This window comes from Streptomyces coeruleoprunus (assembly GCF_039542925.1).
GTDB lineage: Bacteria > Actinomycetota > Actinomycetes > Streptomycetales > Streptomycetaceae > Streptomyces > Streptomyces coeruleoprunus.
Window position 1 is genome coordinate 2,440,046 of sequence record NZ_BAABIT010000001.1, and the last position, 16,474, is coordinate 2,456,519.

At 74.4% G+C, this 16,474-nt stretch carries 13 protein-coding genes and 1 pseudogene; 7 read left to right on the plus strand and 7 right to left on the minus strand.

Annotated elements, in window-relative coordinates; translation table 11 throughout:
* Window positions 1–8: 8 nt before the first annotated feature.
* The 4 genes from modA (at window position 9) to ABEB09_RS10355 (ending at window position 6,217) form a co-directional block, all read left to right on the plus strand.
* The gene (gene modA, locus ABEB09_RS10340; RefSeq protein WP_345689348.1) at window positions 9–779 is read left to right on the plus strand and encodes a molybdate ABC transporter substrate-binding protein; all 771 of its coding nucleotides are present in this window, start codon (window positions 9–11) and stop codon (window positions 777–779) included.
* Window positions 776–2,809 (plus strand): ABC transporter permease, encoded by a 2,034-nt coding sequence (locus ABEB09_RS10345; protein WP_345689350.1) that lies wholly within the window; start codon window positions 776–778, stop codon window positions 2,807–2,809. The genes modA and ABEB09_RS10345 overlap by 4 nt, the downstream gene beginning before the upstream one ends.
* Before the next feature lie 161 nt (window positions 2,810–2,970).
* The gene (locus ABEB09_RS10350; RefSeq protein ID WP_345689352.1) at window positions 2,971–4,527 is read left to right on the plus strand and encodes an alpha/beta hydrolase; all 1,557 of its coding nucleotides are present in this window, start codon (window positions 2,971–2,973) and stop codon (window positions 4,525–4,527) included.
* 124 nt (window positions 4,528–4,651) lie between these two features.
* Complete coding sequence (locus tag ABEB09_RS10355) at window positions 4,652–6,217, plus strand: alpha/beta hydrolase (RefSeq protein WP_345689354.1); 1,566 nt, start codon at window positions 4,652–4,654, stop codon at window positions 6,215–6,217.
* Between the two features lie 94 nt (window positions 6,218–6,311).
* On the opposite strand, the gene moeZ is transcribed toward ABEB09_RS10355, so the two are convergent.
* From moeZ to ABEB09_RS10390, 7 genes and pseudogenes are all read right to left on the minus strand, one after another.
* Window positions 6,312–7,490 (minus strand): adenylyltransferase/sulfurtransferase MoeZ, encoded by a 1,179-nt coding sequence (moeZ, locus tag ABEB09_RS10360; protein WP_345689356.1) that lies wholly within the window; start codon window positions 7,488–7,490, stop codon window positions 6,312–6,314.
* Window positions 7,491–7,575: 85 nt separating this feature from the next.
* Entirely contained in the window at window positions 7,576–8,337 is a 762-nt protein-coding gene (locus ABEB09_RS10365) for a spherulation-specific family 4 protein (protein ID WP_345689358.1), read from the minus strand.
* Window positions 8,325–9,280: pseudogene (locus ABEB09_RS10370) on the minus strand (NAD-dependent epimerase/dehydratase family protein). The gene ABEB09_RS10365 and the pseudogene ABEB09_RS10370 overlap by 13 nt, the downstream one beginning before the upstream one ends.
* Window positions 9,281–9,419: 139 nt before the next feature.
* Window positions 9,420–10,556 carry a hypothetical protein gene (locus tag ABEB09_RS10375; RefSeq protein ID WP_345689360.1) on the minus strand — a complete coding sequence of 379 codons (1,137 nt, stop codon included), beginning with the start codon at window positions 10,554–10,556 and terminating at the stop codon, window positions 9,420–9,422.
* Window positions 10,549–12,201, minus strand: coding sequence for a DUF3492 domain-containing protein (locus ABEB09_RS10380; protein WP_345689362.1), 1,653 nt, complete (start codon window positions 12,199–12,201; stop codon window positions 10,549–10,551). The genes ABEB09_RS10375 and ABEB09_RS10380 overlap by 8 nt, the downstream gene beginning before the upstream one ends.
* Window positions 12,202–12,421: 220 nt before the next feature.
* Window positions 12,422–13,843, minus strand: a complete 1,422-nt coding sequence (locus ABEB09_RS10385; protein WP_345689364.1) for a DUF3152 domain-containing protein — start codon at window positions 13,841–13,843, stop codon at window positions 12,422–12,424.
* An 8-nt stretch (window positions 13,844–13,851) separates the two neighbouring features.
* Window positions 13,852–14,841: an alpha/beta fold hydrolase gene (locus ABEB09_RS10390; RefSeq protein WP_345689366.1), complete on the minus strand. Its 990-nt coding sequence runs from the start codon at window positions 14,839–14,841 to the stop codon at window positions 13,852–13,854.
* A gap of 124 nt (window positions 14,842–14,965) precedes the next feature.
* Here ABEB09_RS10390 and ABEB09_RS10395 point away from each other — a divergent pair, with 124 nt between their 5' ends.
* The 3 genes from ABEB09_RS10395 (at window position 14,966) to ABEB09_RS10405 (ending at window position 16,408) form a co-directional block, all read left to right on the plus strand.
* Window positions 14,966–15,202: a hypothetical protein gene (locus tag ABEB09_RS10395; protein ID WP_345689368.1), complete on the plus strand. Its 237-nt coding sequence runs from the start codon at window positions 14,966–14,968 to the stop codon at window positions 15,200–15,202.
* 195 nt (window positions 15,203–15,397) lie between these two features.
* The gene (locus ABEB09_RS10400; protein ID WP_345689370.1) at window positions 15,398–16,039 is read left to right on the plus strand and encodes a TetR/AcrR family transcriptional regulator; all 642 of its coding nucleotides are present in this window, start codon (window positions 15,398–15,400) and stop codon (window positions 16,037–16,039) included.
* A gap of 141 nt (window positions 16,040–16,180) precedes the next feature.
* Entirely contained in the window at window positions 16,181–16,408 is a 228-nt protein-coding gene (locus ABEB09_RS10405) for a DUF3107 domain-containing protein (protein WP_345689372.1), read from the plus strand.
* Window positions 16,409–16,474: the final 66 nt, after the last annotated feature.

A 16,474-nucleotide genomic window follows, 5' to 3' on the forward strand; every position in this document is an offset into this window, starting at 1 on the left:
AGGTTGCCGTGCGCCGACGAGTCGCGGGTTCGCTGATCGCCGCCGCGCTGCTGCTGCCGCTCGCCGGATGCGGCGACGGCGGTGCGGGGTCGGGGGCGGACGCCGGCACCAAGGTGACCGTCCTGGCGGCGGCGTCGCTGACGGACGTCTTCGAGAAGGCGGGCGCGGCGTACGAGAAGTCCCACCCCGGCACCGACGTCGCGTTCTCCTTCGCCGGATCCCAGGAGCTGGTCGCGCAGGTACGGCAGGGAGTCCCCGGCGACGTCCTCGTCACCGCCGACACCGCGACCATGGAGTCGCTGGAGGGCCGTACCGGCGAGCCCGTGGTCATCGCGCGGAACCGGCTCACCATCGCGACCGCGCCCGGCAACCCGCACCGCATCACGGGACTGAAGGACCTGTCCAAGTCAGGCCTGAAGGTGGTCCTCGCCGCGCCCGAGGTGCCCGCCGGCCGCTACAGCCGCACGATCCTCGACCGTGCGGGCGCGCAGGTGCGGCCGGTATCGCTGGAGCCGAGCGTGCGGGCCGTCCTCAGCAAGGTCGAACTGGGCGAGGCGGACGCCGGGCTCGTGTACGTCACCGACGCCACGGCCGCCGGCGACAAGGTCGCCACCGTGGCCGTCCCGGACGCCCAGAACGCGATCGCCTCCTACCCGGCCGCCACGCTCGACGGGTCCGCGAACGGGCGGGCGGCCGCCGCCTTCGTGGCGTGGCTGCGTTCGGCGGAGGCGCGGAAGCTGCTCACGGCGGCCGGGTTCGAGACGCCGGCGTCGCCATGAACCGCGCGTCCCGGCGGGTGCCCGCCGCCCTCGCCCTGCCCGCCCTGGTGGCGGTGGGGTTCCTGCTGCTGCCCCTCGCCGGGGTGCTGGTCAACGCCCCGTGGGGGACGCTGGCCGCACGCCTGACGACCCCTGAGGTGCGGGAGGCGCTCGGCCTCTCGCTGACCGTGTCGGTCTGGGCGCTGGGCCTGTCGCTGCTGCTGGGCGTGCCCCTCGCGTGGGTGCTGGCCCGGGTGGACTTCCCGGGCAAGGCGCTGGTGCGGGTCCTGGTGATGCTGCCGATGGTGCTGCCGCCCACGGTCGCGGGCGTGGCCCTGCTCCAGGGGTTCGGGCGGCGCGGGCTGCTGGGCGGGGTGCTCGCCGACTGGTTCGGCGTGACGCTGCCGTTCTCCACGGCGGGGGCGGTGGTCGCGGCGGCGTTCGTGTCGCTGCCGTTCCTGGTGATCAGCCTGGAGGGAGCGCTCGCCGGGCTGCACCCGCGCTACGAGGAGACGGCGGCGTCGCTGGGCGCCTCGCCGCTGCGGGCGTTCTTCACGGTGACCCTGCCGATGGTGGGGCCGGGCCTCATCGCGGGGGCGGCGCTGTGCTGGGCGCGCGCGCTGGGCGAGTTCGGCGCGACCATCACGTTCGCGGGCAATCTGCCGGGCACGACGCAGACCCTGCCGCTCCAGGTGTACCTGCTGCTCCAGAACGACCCCGAGGGCGCCGTCGCCGTGTCGTTGCTGCTGCTGGCGGTGGCGACGGCGGTGCTGATCGCCCTGCGCGGCCGGTGGATGGGCGGCGCGTCGGCCGGCGTACGGGAGCCGACGAGGCGGGCACGACGGTACGCGGGGCGCTCCGACGAATCCGAGGGCGACGGCGGCTCCGCCGCGGCCGCGGAAGACCTGCCCCCCGCTCAGGGCCCCGCCGCCTCGGCGCGGACCGAGGGCCACACCGAGGGCATCGCGCCCCGCTCCCCCGCCGGCCCCTGGCCGCTCGCGGCGGAGGTGACCGGGGCCACCGCCGCCGCCCTGGAGGTGCCCGCGGCCACGACGGTCGCCGTCGTCGGGCCGAACGGGGCGGGCAAGACCACGCTGCTGCGCGCCCTCCTGGGGCTGACCCCGCGCGCCACGGCGGCGTCGCTGCGGCTCGGCGGCGACGACCTGTCCGCGGAGCCGCCGCACCGGCGGGGCATCGCGTGGGTACCGCAGGACGGCGCCCTCTTCCCGCACCTGTCGGCGCTGGCCAACACCGCGTACGGGCTGCGCGCCCAGGGCGTTTCCCGCGCCCACGCGCGCGTGGAGGCGCTGGAGTGGCTGGACCGGCTGGGCGTCGGCCACCTCGCGCACCGCCGGCCGGGCCAGCTGTCCGGGGGACAGGCCCAGCGGGTCGCGCTGGCCAGGGCGCTCGCGGCGCGGCCCCGGCTGCTGCTGCTCGACGAGCCACTGGCCGCGCTGGACCAGACGACGCGGGCGCGGGTGCGGCACGCGCTGCGGCAGCACCTGGCGGCGTTCCCCGGCGTGTGCCTGATCGTGACGCACGACCCGGTGGAGGCGGTGTCGCTGGCGGACCGGGTCCTCGTCCTGGAGGAAGGCAGGCCCGTGCAGTACGCCGAGCCCGCCGAGGTCGCCCGGCACCCGCGCTCCCCCTGGGTCGCCCGCATGCTGGGCCGCAACGCCTGGACCGGCACGGTCCGCGACGGCGGCGTCGAGCTGGCCGGCGGCGCCCTGCTCGTGGCCGCGCCCGGCCCGGACGGGACGCCGGCGCCCGCCGCCGGCACGGCGGCCCTCGCGGTGGTCGCCCCGGAAGCGGTGTCCCTGCACCGGACGCACCCCTCGGGCGGCAGCCCCCGCAACGTGTGGCGGGGCACGGTCAGGGAGGTCACCGCGCACGGCGCCCGGCTCCGCGTCCTGGTCAGCGGCGCGCCGGCGCCCTCCCTGGACGTCGTCGCCGAGGTCACCCCTGCGGCAGCGGCGGACCTGCGCCTGGCGGAGGGCACGGAGGTGTGGGCCACGGTGAAGGCGACGGAGGTCACCGTCGTACCGCTCTAGGCCCGGTCCGACGGCTTGTCCCCGACCCCACCCCTTCCCGAATCCGGGGGCCGCCCCGCACCCCCGCTCCTCAAGCGCCGGGAGGGCTACTCGGACTTTCGAGCCACCCGCATGGGTGCCCGTCGCGGGCGGCGGCGGAGGGCCGCGCACACGATGGACGCATGCCGATCGCTCGCGCCCCCTGGCGTACCGCCCTCCTCGCCGCCACGCTGCTGGCGGCCGCCGGCTGCTCCAACGGCGGCGGCTCCGGCCAGGAGGGAGCGCAGGAGGCGACGCGGGACCTGGCCGCGCAGGAGTTGTCGTGGGGCAACTGCACCGGCTCCGTGCTCGGCGAAGCGCCCGCGCCGACCCCGCTGGCGGACGGCACCGCCTGGGAGTGCGCCTTCATGGAGGCGCCGCTCGACTACGCGAAGCCGGACGGCGCCACCATCGAACTGGCCCTCATCCGCGCCAGGGCACGTGACCCGCAGAAGCGGATCGGCTCCCTCGTCTTCAACTTCGGCGGCCCCGGAGGCTCGGGCATCACGGGGCTGCCCTCCTTCGCGCCGGACTACGAAACCCTCCGGTCGCGCTACGACCTGGTGAGCTTCGACCCGCGGGGCGTCGGCAGGAGCGAGGGCGTGGAGTGCCTGGACGACGAGGCGCTCGACGCGTACTACGCGCTGGACGCCAGCCCCGACGACGCCGCCGAGGAGAAGACGCTGCGGGACGCGCAGAAGCGGTACGCCGAGGCCTGCCAGGAGCAGTCGGGCGACGAACTGCCGTTCGTCGGCACCCAGAACGCGGCCCGCGACCTGGACCTCATCCGGCAGGTGCTCGGCGACGACAAGCTGTACTACTTCGGCATCTCGTACGGCACGGAGCTGGGCGGGGTGTACGCCCATCTGTTCCCCCGCCGCGTGGGCCGCGCGGTCTTCGACGCGGTGGTCGACCCGACCGGCACCAGCCAGGACGGCGCGCTCGGCCAGGCCCGCGGGTTCCAGCTGGCGCTCGGCAACTTCGCCCAGGACTGCGTGGACCGCGGCGGCGAGTGCGTGCTGCCCGGCAGAACCCCGGCGGAGATCGAGAAGTTCGTCTCGGACCTGCTCGCCCGGCTCGACGAACGGCCGATCACCGGCATCGGCGAGCGCAGGCTCACCCAGTCCCACGCCGCCAACGGCATCCTGCAGGCCCTGTACTCCAAGGAGTACTGGCCGTACCTCGAACAGGGCCTCGACGAGGCGGACGGCGGCAACGGCGCCCTGCTCCTGGCGCTGTCCGACTCGATGAACGGCCGCGACGAGAACGGCGATTACAGCAATCTCCAGGCGGCCAACGCGGCGATCAACTGCGTGGACGACAAGGCGCGGTACACGCCGGAGCACACCAGGGCGAAGCTGCCCGAGTTCCGTGAGGCCTCGCCGGTCTTCGGCAGCTACCTGGTCTGGGCCCTCCTCGGCTGCTCCCACTGGCCGGTGCCCGGCACGTGGGAGCACCCCGACGTGAGCGCGCCCGGGGCGCCGCCGATCCTCGTGATCGGCAACACCGGCGACCCGGCGACGCCCTACGAGGGCGCCAAGGCGATGGCGACGGCGCTCGGCAAGGGCGTGGGCGTCGAGCTGACGTACCGGGGCGAGGGCCACGGCGCGTACAACGGCGGCGACGCCTGCGTACGGCGCGTGGTCAACGCGTACCTGCTGGACGGCAAGGTCCCGGCGTCCGGGACGGTCTGCCCCTGACGCGACCGGCCACGCGCGGATGCGCCGGAGACGCTGTCGGTCGCGGGGCCTACGATGGCAGGCCAGTACGTCGTGTTGACGGGGGATCGCGACGGGGGATCGCGGGAACATTGGGGGGCAAGGCATGTCCATGCGGATGAAGGCCGGAGCCATGGCCGCGGTGGCGGCGCTGGTGGTCGGCGTGGTGTCGGGCTGCGAGCGCGGCGACGGTCCGGGCGGCGCCGGCCCGGGGAGCAGCGAGCGGCCGGGCCCGAGCGGCACGCCGGGAAGCCCCGCCGGGGCGCCTCCGCTGCCGGCCGCGCTGACCGGGCAGAAGCCGGACTGGCGGCGCTGCGAGGCGCCCGAGGGCGGAGAGGCGCCGGGCGGGGACTGGCGCTGCGCCACCGTCAAGGTGCCGCTGGACTACGCGAAGCCGGACGGCGAGACGCTGTCGATCGCGCTCGTCCGCAAGGAGGCCCGCGACCGGGGCGGCCGGATCGGCTCGCTGCTGTTCAACTTCGGCGGTCCCGGCGCGTCCGGCGTGGAGATCCTGCCGGGCTCGGCCGCCGAGTACACCAAGCTGAACCGCCGTTACGACCTGGTGGGCTTCGACCCGCGCGGCGTGGGGCGCAGCTCCGCCGTCGTGTGCCGGGACGACAAGGAGCAGGCGGCGGCCGAGCAGCGGATCGACCTGACGCCGGACACGTCCGCCGAGGAGGCGGCCTACCTGAAGGACGGCTCGGACTTCGGGGCCGGGTGCGCCAGCCGCTCCGGCAAGGTCATCCCCCACGTCACGACCAGCAACACGGCCCGTGACCTGGACCTGGTGCGGCACGTGCTGGGCGACCGGAAGCTGAACTACCTGGGCTATTCGTACGGCACGCAGCTGGGCGCGGCGTACGCCCACCAGTTCCCGCGGAACGTGGGACGGGCCGTGCTGGACGCGGTCGTCGACCCGACGGTCGACGCCAAGGGCCACGCCCGGCACCAGACGACCGGCTTCCAGCGGGCGCTGAACAACTACTTCGACAGCACGGGCGAGGGTGCCGCGGCCGGTACGGCGCGGGTGTCCCGGCTGCTGAAGCGGCTGGACTCGCAGCCGCTGCCGACGACCGACGGCCGCAAGCTCACGGAGAGCCTGGCGCTCACCGGCATCGTGCTGCCGCTGTACTCGAAGAGCAGCTGGCCGCTGCTGACCAGCGCGCTGAAGGACGCGGAGGACGGCCGCGGCGACGCGCTGCTGGAGCTGGCCGACATGTACAACGACCGGGACGCGGACGGGCACTACGGCACGGACGGGCACGCCCAGCGGGCGATCTCGTGCGCCGACAGCAGCCAGCGGCCGACGGCGGCCGAGGCGAAGGCGCTGCTGCCGGAGTTCCGGCGGATATCGCCGGTGTTCGGTGAGTTCCTGGCCTGGGACACGGCGGGCTGGTGCGCGAACTGGCCGGTGAAGGGCGAGTACGTGACGCCGGAGGTGAGCGCTCCGGGCGCGGGCCCGATCCTGGTGGTCGGCACGACCGGCGACCCGGCCACACCGTTCGAGGGCGCGCAGCGCATGGCGGACGGCCTGGGTGCGGGCGTGGGCATCATGATCCGCAACGAGGGCGAGGGACACGGCGCGTACGGGACGTCGTCCTGTGTGACGAAGCTCGTCGACGACTACCTGCTGGACGGGAAGGTGCCGGCGACCGGCACGAAGTGCTCCTGACCGCATCGGGCCACCGCACGCGTCGGTGACCGCACACGCGTCAGGGGCCGGACCAGGCGGTCCGGCCCCTGACGGGTTCAGCTGTTCAGCGCGGTCAGTAGACCGGCTTGTGCGGCTCGATCTGGTTGACCCAGCCGATGACGCCGCCGCCGACGTGCACCGCGTCGGAGAAGCCCGCGGACTTCAGCACCGCGAGGACTTCCGCACTGCGGACACCCGTCTTGCAATGCAAGACGATCTTCTTGTCCTGCGGCAGGTCCTGGAGGGCGTTGCCCATCAGGAACTCGTTCTTCGGGATCAGCCGGGCGCCGGGGATCGAGACGATCTCGTACTCGTTGACCTCGCGGACATCGATGATGTCGATGTTCTCGCCGTCGTCGATCCACTCCTTGAGCTGCTTGGGAGTGATCGTCGAGCCGGCAGCCGCCTCCTGGGCCTCCTCGGACACGACGCCGCAGAAGGCCTCGTAGTCGATCAGCTCGGTGACGGTGGGGTTCTCGCCGCACACCGCGCAGTTCGGGTCCTTGCGGACCTTGACCTGGCGGTACTGCATCTCCAGGGCGTCGTAGATCATCAGTCGGCCGACCAGCGGCTCGCCGACACCGGTGAGGACCTTGATCGCCTCGGTGACCTGGATGGAGCCGATGGACGCGCACAGCACGCCCAGGACGCCGCCCTCGGCGCAGGAGGGGACCATGCCCGGCGGCGGGGGCTCCGGGTAGAGGCAGCGGTAGCACGGCCCGTACTCGGACCAGAAGACCGAGGCCTGACCGTCGAAGCGGTAGATCGAGCCCCAGACGTACGGCTTGTTCAGCAGCACGCACGCGTCGTTGACGAGGTAGCGCGTGGCGAAGTTGTCCGTGCCGTCGACGATCAGGTCGTACTGGCTGAAGATGTCCATCACGTTGTCGGCCTCAAGCCGCTCCTCGTGAAGGATCACGTTCACGTACGGGTTGATGCCGAGGACGGAGTCGCGCGCGGACTCCGCCTTCGAGCGGCCGATGTCCGACTGGCTGTGGATGATCTGGCGCTGCAGGTTCGACTCGTCGACCTCGTCGAACTCCACGATGCCGAGCGTGCCGACGCCCGCCGCGGCGAGGTACATCAGGGCGGGCGAGCCGAGGCCGCCCGCGCCCACACAGAGGACCTTGGCGTTCTTCAGCCGCTTCTGTCCGTCCATCCCGACGTCCGGGATGATCAGATGGCGGGAGTACCTGCGAACCTCGTCTACGGTGAGCTCGGCAGCCGGCTCGACCAGGGGTGGCAGCGACACGGGGACTCCGTTGGTCGTATGTCAGTACGGGACTACCCCCGCGCGTGCGGGGACAACTCTTCCCGTAACACTGCCACGGCCCTTCTCATTCCGAGACACCTGGTCCGATCTGCGAGACGATTTCGTCCCAGTAGCCGGGCAGAGCCTCGAATGGGTTGTTCTGTCCGGTGCGGTCGGTGAAGAAGATCGTCCCGGCGCCCTGCCAGCGGGCGATGCGCATGGCTTCTTCCAGATGGGTGCGCGGCACCCCGTGGACGAAGTGCACGAACCGTTCGGGCGGATGGTCGGCCGTCCACTCCGCCGCCTGCGACCAGCGGTATTCGGTCCAGGGCCCGCGGAAGGTCACCAGCTGGTCGGCGATCTCCGCGTAGCCGGGGTACGGGTGTGACCCATGTCCCAGTACGAGGTGTCCCCGGTCCCCGCCGGTCGCGCCGTCCAGGACGGTCTCCAGCGTCGCCGTGACGCGCCGCACCCCGGGCAGGTCGTCCCGGTCCGTGGGACAGCGGTCCAGCAGGTAGCCGCCGACCCGGTACCAGTCGAGGTAGCGGTGGGCCTCGGAGACGATGTCGCCGAACGGCCGCTCGCCCCGGGCCAGGTCGAGGTGGCCGATGACCCGCACCCCGGCGTCACGGAGTCTGCCCGCGGCCTCGAGGCAGTGCGGGTCGGGCCGGACGCCCGGCCCGTCGGCGACATTGAGGACCGCCCAGTGCACGGGCGTGCCCGGCCGGGTCAGCTCCGCCCACTCCACGGGCGCCAGCAGGGGGTGCGCGTATCCGGGGACGCCGAAGCCCGGGCGTTCGGCGCCGGTCGCCGAGAGTTCCCTGCCGGCGCTGGTCAGATGCGGCATGCGGCCTCCATCCAGATGTCGGCGAGGGATTCCTCCAGGTTGATCCGGGGCCGCCAGCCCAGCCGGTCGCGGGCCGTGCGGACGTCCGCCTGCTGCCAGCTGCCGCAGCCGTCGGGGTACGGGTGCGGGGCGGCCGGCACGTGGTCGCCGGGGGCCTCGCGCTGCGCGCCGATCGCCGACCGGACCGGCGGGCCGTCCAGCTCGTGGAGCGCGCCGGTGTACCCGGCGACCCGCGCGAGGACGGCGGCCGCGTCGCGGAGCCGTACCGCGCGACCCGTGCCGATGTTGACGATGCCCTGCGCGGCCGACAGGGAGGCGGCGTGCACGGCCCGCGCCACGTCGCGTACGTCGACGAAGTCGCGCTGGACGCCGAGGCCGCCGAGTTTCAGCTCGCCGTCGCCCGACTGCATGGCGCGGCGCATGGCCTCGGCGAGCCGGCCGAGCGGTGAGCCGGCCGGGGTGCCGGGTCCGACCGGTGAGAAGACGCGCAGGACGACGGCGTCCAGGCCGGAGCCGAGGACCAGCTCGGTGGCGGCCAGTTTGGACACGCCGTACGGGCCGCCCGGGCGCGGCACCGCGTCCTCGGCGGTCGACGAACCGGGCTGCGAGGGCCCGTACTCGGAGGCACAGCCGACCTGGACCATGCGGGCGCCGCAGCGGCTGCGGCGCAGGGCCTCGCAGACGGTGGCGACGGCGACGGTGTTGTGCCGGGTCAGCTCGCGGGCGCCGCCGCGGGTGGCGCCGGCGCAGTTGATGACGACGCCGGGTGGACGGCGTCGAGGAACCGGGTGAGCGCTCCGGGGCTGCCGCTCGCCAGGTCGAAGCGCACGTCGGAGTCGTCGCGGCGGCCGAGCGCGGTGAGGTGCACGGCGGGGTCGGCGAGCAGCCGGTCGGCGACGAAGCGGCCGATGAATCCGTTGGCACCGAGCAGCAGCACCCTCATCGCGCGCCCCCTTCGCGCCGGTCGGCCGTTGCTGGGGTCTGGGGGGTCATCTCGTATGTCTCCTTGGTGATGGTGGTGCGGTAGGGAGTGGAGGGACGTGGGGGCCCGTGGTCGGCTGTCGGTGGGCAGTGGTCGGTGGTCAGGGCCGGGCGTGTGCGGAGGCGCGGGAGAGCACCGCGACGGCGTGCACCAGCAGGGCCGGCGCGGTCGCCCCGCAGGCGAGGGCCGGTACGGCGGCGGTGCCCCAGGTCTCCACGGCCGCCCGCACGGGCGCCGCGAGCAGGTCGCAGCCGGGCAGCCGCCCGGCCAGGACGGAGGCGGCGGCCAGGGCTTCGGCGGCGCAGGCGGCACCGAGCGCCGTGGCGGCGGGCCCGGGGAAGCCGTGGACGACGAGCAGCCGGGCCAGGAAGAGCAGCGCGCCGAGCGCGACGGCCGGGGCGAGGGCGCCGGGGCGTGTGCCCGGCACCAGGCCCGCGATCACGAGGAGGCCCGTGAGCGCGGCCAGGTAGAGGGCGATCACCGCGACGAGCAGGGGCCGGGCGCGTGCGGTGAAGTCGTCGAGACCCCGGCTCCCCGTGAGCCGGCGCCGGGCGCGTACGGCGAACAGCCGCGCGCACGCGACGGCGGGGACGACGGCGAGGGCCAGCCCGAGGAGCGGCGCGGTGGCGGGGGGACAGAGGGTTTCGGGCCCGCCCCGGATCAGCCCGTCGAGCAGTCCGTCGCCGAACACCGCGTACGCGAGGAGCAGCGCGCCCCACACCCGGGCGCCGACCGGTGTACGCCCCGGCGCGCCCAGCGGTCCGCGCCGGAGGGACAGCGCGAGCGCCCCGGCGAGCGCCACCGCGCCGACGGCCAGGAGCGCCAGGCGCAGCGGCCCGGAGGTGTGTGCGTCGCCCAGGACGACGAGGCCGCACACGGCGCCGGGCAGCGCCGCGGCGAGCAGCCACCGCGCCCGGTGGGAGGCGGCCGGCCGCCCGGTGCCGACCGAGCGTCCCGTGACCGCGGCCCCCTCACCGGTCCCCCTCGGCCGGCCTGCCGTCTCGTCGCCCTCTCCCCCGCGCGGCACGCGCGCGTACAGCTCCTCGGCGAGGGAGAAGACGTCACGGTGGCGGAAGCGGGCGGCGGTGCGGTCGGTGACGCCGTGGGCTTCGAGTCCGGCGGCGATCTCCAGGGGGTCGACGGCCCGCTCGCACAGCTCGCGGTGGCGGTGGAGCAGCACCTTGACCGGGTCGGCGGGGCCGCGCCGGGCGCTCGTGGCCCTGGGGGTCTCAGACATGGCCGCTCCCGGTGGCGGTCGCGCCCGCCCAGGCGGGCGTGGGGCGGGCGGTGGCCGTCCAGTGCCCCGGGACGTACGCCTCGGCGGTGAGGGCGAAGGGCAGCGGGCCGCCGTCGGCGTCGAGCGCCTCGGCCTCGCGGTGCACGGGGGCGAGGGACAGCAGTTCGAGGTAGAGGTCGCGGAAGGCGGCGATGTTCTGCTCGACCGTGAAGAGTTCGAGCGCACGGGCGCGTGCGGCGGCGCCCAGGCGCTGCCTGCGCTCCGGGTCGCGCAGCAGCGCGAGGCACGCGTCGGCGAGCGCCCGTGGATTGCGCGGGGGCACGACGAGCCCCGTGCCCCCGATGACCTCGACGACGGCACCGACGTCGGTGGAGACGGTGGCGCGGCCGCAGAGCATCGCCTCGACGAGGCTGACGGGGAAGCCCTCGACGACGCTGGAGAGGACGACGACGCTGCCTGCCGCGTAGGCGTCGGCGAGGCCGGGCGCCTCGGGTCCGCCGATCTCCTCGAAGGACACGGGGTTGTCGCCGACGGCGTGCGGGGCGGCGGCCTCGTCGGGGAAGAGCTGGGCGGCGAGGGCCTTGCAGTGGGCCACGTAGGTGGCGGCCTCGGCCTCCCGGACGGGGGCGGCGATGATCCTCAGCCGGGCGGCGGGCTCCTCCCGGCGGACCTCGGCGAACGCGTGGAGGAGGGCGACGAGGTCCTTGGCGGGCTCGATCCGGCCCACCCAGACGAGGGTGGCGGGGTCGCCGCCGTCGGGGTCCTCGCCGACGGCCGCGAACCGCTCGGCCTCCATGCCCGGGTAGACCGTGCGGAGCTTGGCCCGGTCGGCGCCGCACCGTTCCTGCCAGCGGCGGGCGTGCGCGTTGCCGGGCGTGACGACGGCGGCCTGGCGGTAGACCTCGGTGGCGAGGCGGCCGTGGAAGGCGGCGAGCAGGGCGCGCACGGGTGCGCTCAGGGGGGAGGCGCCGGCCGACAGGTAGTGCGCCCGCAGGTGGACGCCGTACTCGGTGACCAGCAGCGGGACCCCGAAGAAGCGTTTAGCCAGAAGGCCGGGAAGCGCCGCCGTGCCGCCGGACGCGGCGTGGCAGAGGTCGACGGCGCCGAGCCCGTCCGGGCCGTACCAGTCCAGCGACAGGGGTCGTAGGGCGCGCTCCAGGTGGTCGGCGAAGGCGAGGTAGTCGGGGACGGTGGCGCGCTGCACGCTCCGGCGTGCGCCGGGGGCGCGGCAGGCGGACTCCAGGGCGCGGACGGCGACCTCGGAGCGGAGGGCGGCGCACAGGCCGCCGCGGTCACGGGCGAGTTCGGCGAGGCCGTGGAGCCCTTCGGCGAAGGCGGTGTCCCCGGTCGGTTCGGGGCGGCACAGGGCCGCGGCCAGCCGTTCGAAGTGCGCGGTGAAGCGCTGCCGGTCGCGCCGGCCGTAGCTGCGGCCGTCGTCGGCGGGGGCCCACAGCGGCGCGGTCCGCACCCGCTCGACGTTCGGCGGGAGCCGCACCGGGCCCTCGTCCTCCCGGCCGACGCCGCGGCTCAGCGTGTAGATGTCGAACTCGTGCTGAGCGAGCCCGCGCACGAGCCGGTCGCACCAGAGCCTGGACTCACCCGAAGCATACGGGTGGCCACTTTCCGTGAGCAGTCCGATCCGCACGAGTACACCCCCGATCTCCCTTGTGCACGGCCGCCGTTGGTCCGGCGACTCGCGGCGGGGACGACGGTAAGCGGACATGCCGGTGGCGCGACGGACGGTTGTCCATCGCGCCACCGGAAGGGGTGAATGCACGTAACTTTCGCAGGCTGGTCGCGTTCCGTTGCGCTACCGACGGTTTCGGTCACACTCCGTCAAGCTTCGGCCAGCCCGGCCGGTCCGCTCAATCGCCTGGATACACCCAGGGGTTGGGCCGGCACTTGACGCCGTCGATCTCCAGCGTCTTCGTCTGCTGCTGCATCACGGGCGCGAGCGCGCCGGGCGTCTTGCAGCTGACGTGGTTGTGGCCGAGCCGGTGCCCGACCTCGTGGTTGATCAGCATCTGCCGGTACGGGAGCATCGCGTCCGGCCCGAAGGTCTCCGCGCCCTGCGCCCAGCGGTAGGCGTTGATCATCACGCGCTCGGTGGAGGCGGAGTCGCAGGAGACGTTGTCGATCGTCGTGTCGAGTCCCGACTTGGCGCACCACACCCCGGTGGTGCCGGGGCTGGCCAGCGTGATCACGAAGTCGGGATCGCCGCTGGACACGCGCTCGAAGGTCATGGCCCCACCGTGCGCCCAGCTGCGGTCGTCGTTGAGGGTCTGCTGCACGGCCTGGGCGAAGAGCCGGCCGTCGAGGCCCAGGCCCTTCTCCACGTCGACGCGGTAGCGGATCTTCCGCCCCTTGCCGGGCGCCTCGTCGAGCCCGGGCACGGCCTCGAACTCCCCGGACCCCTTCAGCTTGGCGTTCAACGGGAACTGGCGCGCCATCAACTCCCCGTACGTCACCGGCCGCGCGGGCGCGGACGGCAGTCCCTGCGGCGGCGTGGCCCGCCGGTCGGAACGGGACGGGAGTTCCTCGCCGGCGTCGCGCTCGGGCGCGTCGGCGGCCCGCGCCGCGCGGTCGTCCTGCCGGCCGGCGTCGGTGACCTGGCCCGCGACGACGACGGCGAGCACGGTGGTGACGGCGGCCGCGGCGATGCCGGTGTACGTACGGCCCTTGCCGCCCCTGGTCCGCCGGCCGTCCGCGTCGGCACCGGCCCCGGCCCCGGCCCCGGCCCCGGCGTCACCGATCGGCTCCCCGACCGGCTCCCCCGCGGCGCTCGCGGTGGCCGGCCCGGCGCCCGGCGGCATGCCGTCGGCCGCGCTGTCGAAGGCCTCCACGAACTCGCGCCGCGGCCCCGGGACCCGCGCGGCCTCCTGGCCGTACGCCCCCGGCTGCGTCACGCGAGGCGGCCCCTGGGCGATCCGCCGCTGCGGACCGGCCGCGGGATCCGGGTACGGACCGGCGCCCCCGTACGGGCCGGCGCCCGCCTGCCGCGCGCCCGGACCGGCGTACGGGGCGGTGCCCCAGCCCCCGCCCGGCTCGCGCTGCTCGGGGTGACCGCCGCGCACCCCCGGGGTGCCGTAGGCCGGGGTGCCGTAGGGCGGCGTGCCGTACCCGGGGCCGGACCCCGTGCCGTACGGCGGCGGTGCGGGCTGAGGGCGTTCCTGCGCCTCGGGCGCGGCGGCCCTGCGGCGGCGCCCGGTGCCGGGCGCGACGGACCCTGTGGTCCGATCTCCCCCCCGGGCTGCGGGCGCGGGGCCTTTTCGGCTATGTCGTCCCACGCCCCGGATCAGCTCCTGCCGCTGTCGTCGTCTCGGCCCTCGTGGCCGTCGATCAGCTCCCGTACGGCCCTGGCGACCGTCTCGGGGTACTCCATCATGGCGACGTGCCCGGCCTCGGGAAGGGTCAGCAGCCGCGCGTCGCGGAAGGCGGCCGCGGCCTTGCGGGCCATACGGTACGACACGAGCTGGTCCCGCCCGCCGTACACGAGCAGTGTCGGCGCGAGCACCCGCTCGGCCTGCCGCCAGAGGTTGTGCTGGCCGCCCAGGGTGTACGCGTCGACGATCCCACGCGCCGAGCGGGCCATGGCGTCCCAGAAGTACGGCAGCTGGAGGCGCCGTTCCATCTCCTCCACGGCGGCGCGCAGCGCCTCGTCGCTCACCCGGCCGGGGTCCCCGTAACAGAGGGAGAGCACGCCCCGTACGCGCTGCTCGGCCGTCCAGTCCCGGGTGAGCCGGGCGAACAGCCGCGCCACGCCCGGCAGCGCCAGCATCGCGGTGGGCCAGGCGCCGCGCTGGGCGCGCAGCTCCGGAAGCGCGGGCGAGACGAGGCTCAGGGTGCGGACGAGGTCGGGGCGGACGGCCGCGACGCGGGTGGCGACGGCGCCGCCCATGGAATTGCCGACGAGGTGGACCGGGCCGCGGTCGGAGGCGTCGAGGAAACGGATGACGGCACGGGCGTGTCCGGTGACCGAGTAATTGCCGTCGTCGGGCGGCGGGGAGTCGCCGAAGCCCGGCAGGTCCACGGCCTCGCCGTCGACCACGTCCTCCAGGAGCGGCATGAGCGCCGACCAGTTCTGCGAGGATCCGCCGAGTCCGTGCACGTACAGCGCGGGGGCTCTGCCGTCCGCCTGCCCGGCTCCGGGCCGGTAGCGCACGTTGAGCGTCAGGCCGGGGAGCGCGACGGTGCGCAGTCGCTCGCCCTCGGCGACCCGTACGGCTTTCACCCGCGGCGTCGCCGCCGCGGCGGTGGGGGACGCGGGCAGCTCGGTCGAAGACATGCGGCAATGTTACGAGACGATCACGCCCGGATCGGTGTGTTCGCCGTCACAGATCACATAGCGCCGGGAAGGGGTACCTCCTACGCTCGTAACTAGGGCGGAAGCCCAGTTGAAAGGGGAGCCCATGACCGTCGACCCCACCGATCCGGACACGCTCGCCGAGGTCTCGGAGGACAACAACGGCACGGCCGTGGCCGCGCTGGACGAGGAGACCCCCGAGGCGGACGCCGCGGAGCAGCACACGGAGCTGCAGCAGCGGGACGACGACCCGCTGACCCGGATCGATCCGAGTGTGGCCAATGTGGCGGACGCGGCCGAACAGGCGCGCGTGGTCGCCGTGGACGAGGAGGACTACCGCTGACCAGCGCGGAGGGCAGCGCCGCGAGTGCCGGGGTCGTCGTTTGATCCGGTTTGCTGTAGTTCAACATTGAATCTCCAGCTACCGTCGGCGTCCGGTACGTGAAATTCTGCGCTCGCACCGCGCACACCGGGGTTACCCAAAAGTACGATGGCGGGCGCGGCGCACAGCGCACAAGGATCGATTTTGGGAGGCGGCGTGACAGCCATCGAGCAGACAGAGGCGGCGCGCCCGAGGGGCACACGCCTGCCGCGCCGAGCCCGACGCAATCAGCTCCTGGGCGCCGCCCAGGAGGTCTTCGTCGCCCAGGGGTATCACGCGGCCGCGATGGACGACATCGCCGAGCGAGCGGGCGTCAGCAAGCCCGTGCTGTACCAGCACTTCCCCGGGAAGCTGGAGCTGTACCTCGCGCTGCTGGACCAGCACTGCGAGTCCCTGCTCCACGCCGTCCGCACGGCGCTGGGCTCCACCACCGACAACAAGCAGCGCGTGGCGGCCACGATGGACGCCTACTTCGCGTACGTGGAGGACGAGGGCGGGGCCTTCCGTCTGGTCTTCGAGTCGGACCTGACGAACGAGCCCGCGGTGCGCGAGCGCGTCGAGCGGGTCTCCCTGCAGTGCGCGGAGGCGATCTCCGATGTGATCGCCGAGGACACCGGGCTGTCCAAGGACGAGTCGATGCTGCTGGCCGTGGGCCTCGGCGGGGTCTCCCAGGTGGTGGCCCGGCACTGGCTGGCCAGCGACTCGCCGGTGCCGCGCAACAAGGCCGTACAGCTGCTGACGTCGCTGGCCTGGCGGGGTATCGCCGGGTTCCCGCTGCACGGAGCGGAGGGCCACTGACGGTCCCGTACGCCGGGGGCGGCGCGGCTGTTCGCTCCTGGCGTGCGCGGTCGGACCCTGCCGTGTCCCCTCTCCGGGCTAATGTGTGCTGCGTACGGCGCGAATGACCGCGCAACGCTGACCGTTCGGAGGGACAAAGCCGTGGAGGTCAAGATCGGCGTGCAGCACGCGCCCAAGGAGATCGTTCTGGAGAGCGGGCAGTCCGCCGACGAGGTCGAGCGCGCGGTGGCCGACGCGCTGGCCGGCAAGGCGCAGCTGCTCAGCCTCACGGACGACAAGGGTCGCAAGGTGCTCGTACCGGCGGACCGGCTCGCCTACGTCGAGATCGGCGAGCCCACGGCACGCCGTGTGGGCTTCGGCGCGCTCTGAGGCACGAGGACGCCACGACAGGGCCCGGCGGGGAAACCCCGCCGGGCCCTGTCGTGTCTCCCGCGC